General features: G+C 48.1%; 1 protein-coding gene. It reads left to right on the top strand.

All coding sequences use genetic code 11. The features are described 5' to 3' along the window. Positions 1-642, top strand: a 642-nt coding sequence (locus R7Z49_RS25730; RefSeq protein WP_318112499.1) for an MFS transporter, incomplete at both ends; no start/stop codon positions are given.

Below are 642 nucleotides of genomic sequence, written 5' to 3'. Positions count from 1 at the left end.
GTTTGTTGGCGGATACCTTTAGTGTCAATGTCGCCATCGAAGTCATGATGGTTGTAACACTGATTGGCGTAATCTGCGTTCACTACTTACTGCCAAAACAACGCAACTTCACACCGTCATCCAGCAGCTTAAGACACCAAAATCGTGCCATTATGGGTCACTTTCGAAATCAGCGGGTTTGGTTTGCAATGCTCATCGGCGGGCTTAACTTTGCGTTGTTCGTCAATCTTTACTCAGTGATGGGCTTTCGTTTGGTTAGCGCGCCGCACAACGTTCCGGTCGGTCTGGCATCGTTGATATTCATCTGTTATCTGGGAGGAACTTTTTCTTCTCGATGCGCAGGGCATTGGAGCAAACGTTACTCTTCTATTCTAGGTATGTTCATAGGCGCTGTGGTTAGCATGGCAGGCATGTGGATTGCGGCTTTTGAGAGCCTCGCCGCTATGCTTATCGGTCTTCTGCTGATTAGTTTTGGCGCGTTTTTTACCCATACTTTGGCTTACGGCTGGGTAGGCCAAAACGCAACACAAGCAAAAGCAACCGCAACAGCTTTGTACTTGGTGCACTACTATGTTGGCGGAAGTTTAGGTGGGTTTTTATTGCTCTACTGTTGGCAACATGGCGGTTGGTCAACCGTACTGC

This window comes from Vibrio sp. 1562 (genome assembly GCF_033340155.1).
Lineage (GTDB): Bacteria > Pseudomonadota > Gammaproteobacteria > Enterobacterales > Vibrionaceae > Vibrio > Vibrio alginolyticus.
The sequence above is the reverse complement of the archived record's forward strand: the minus strand, read 5'-3'. Positions and strand labels throughout refer to the sequence as shown.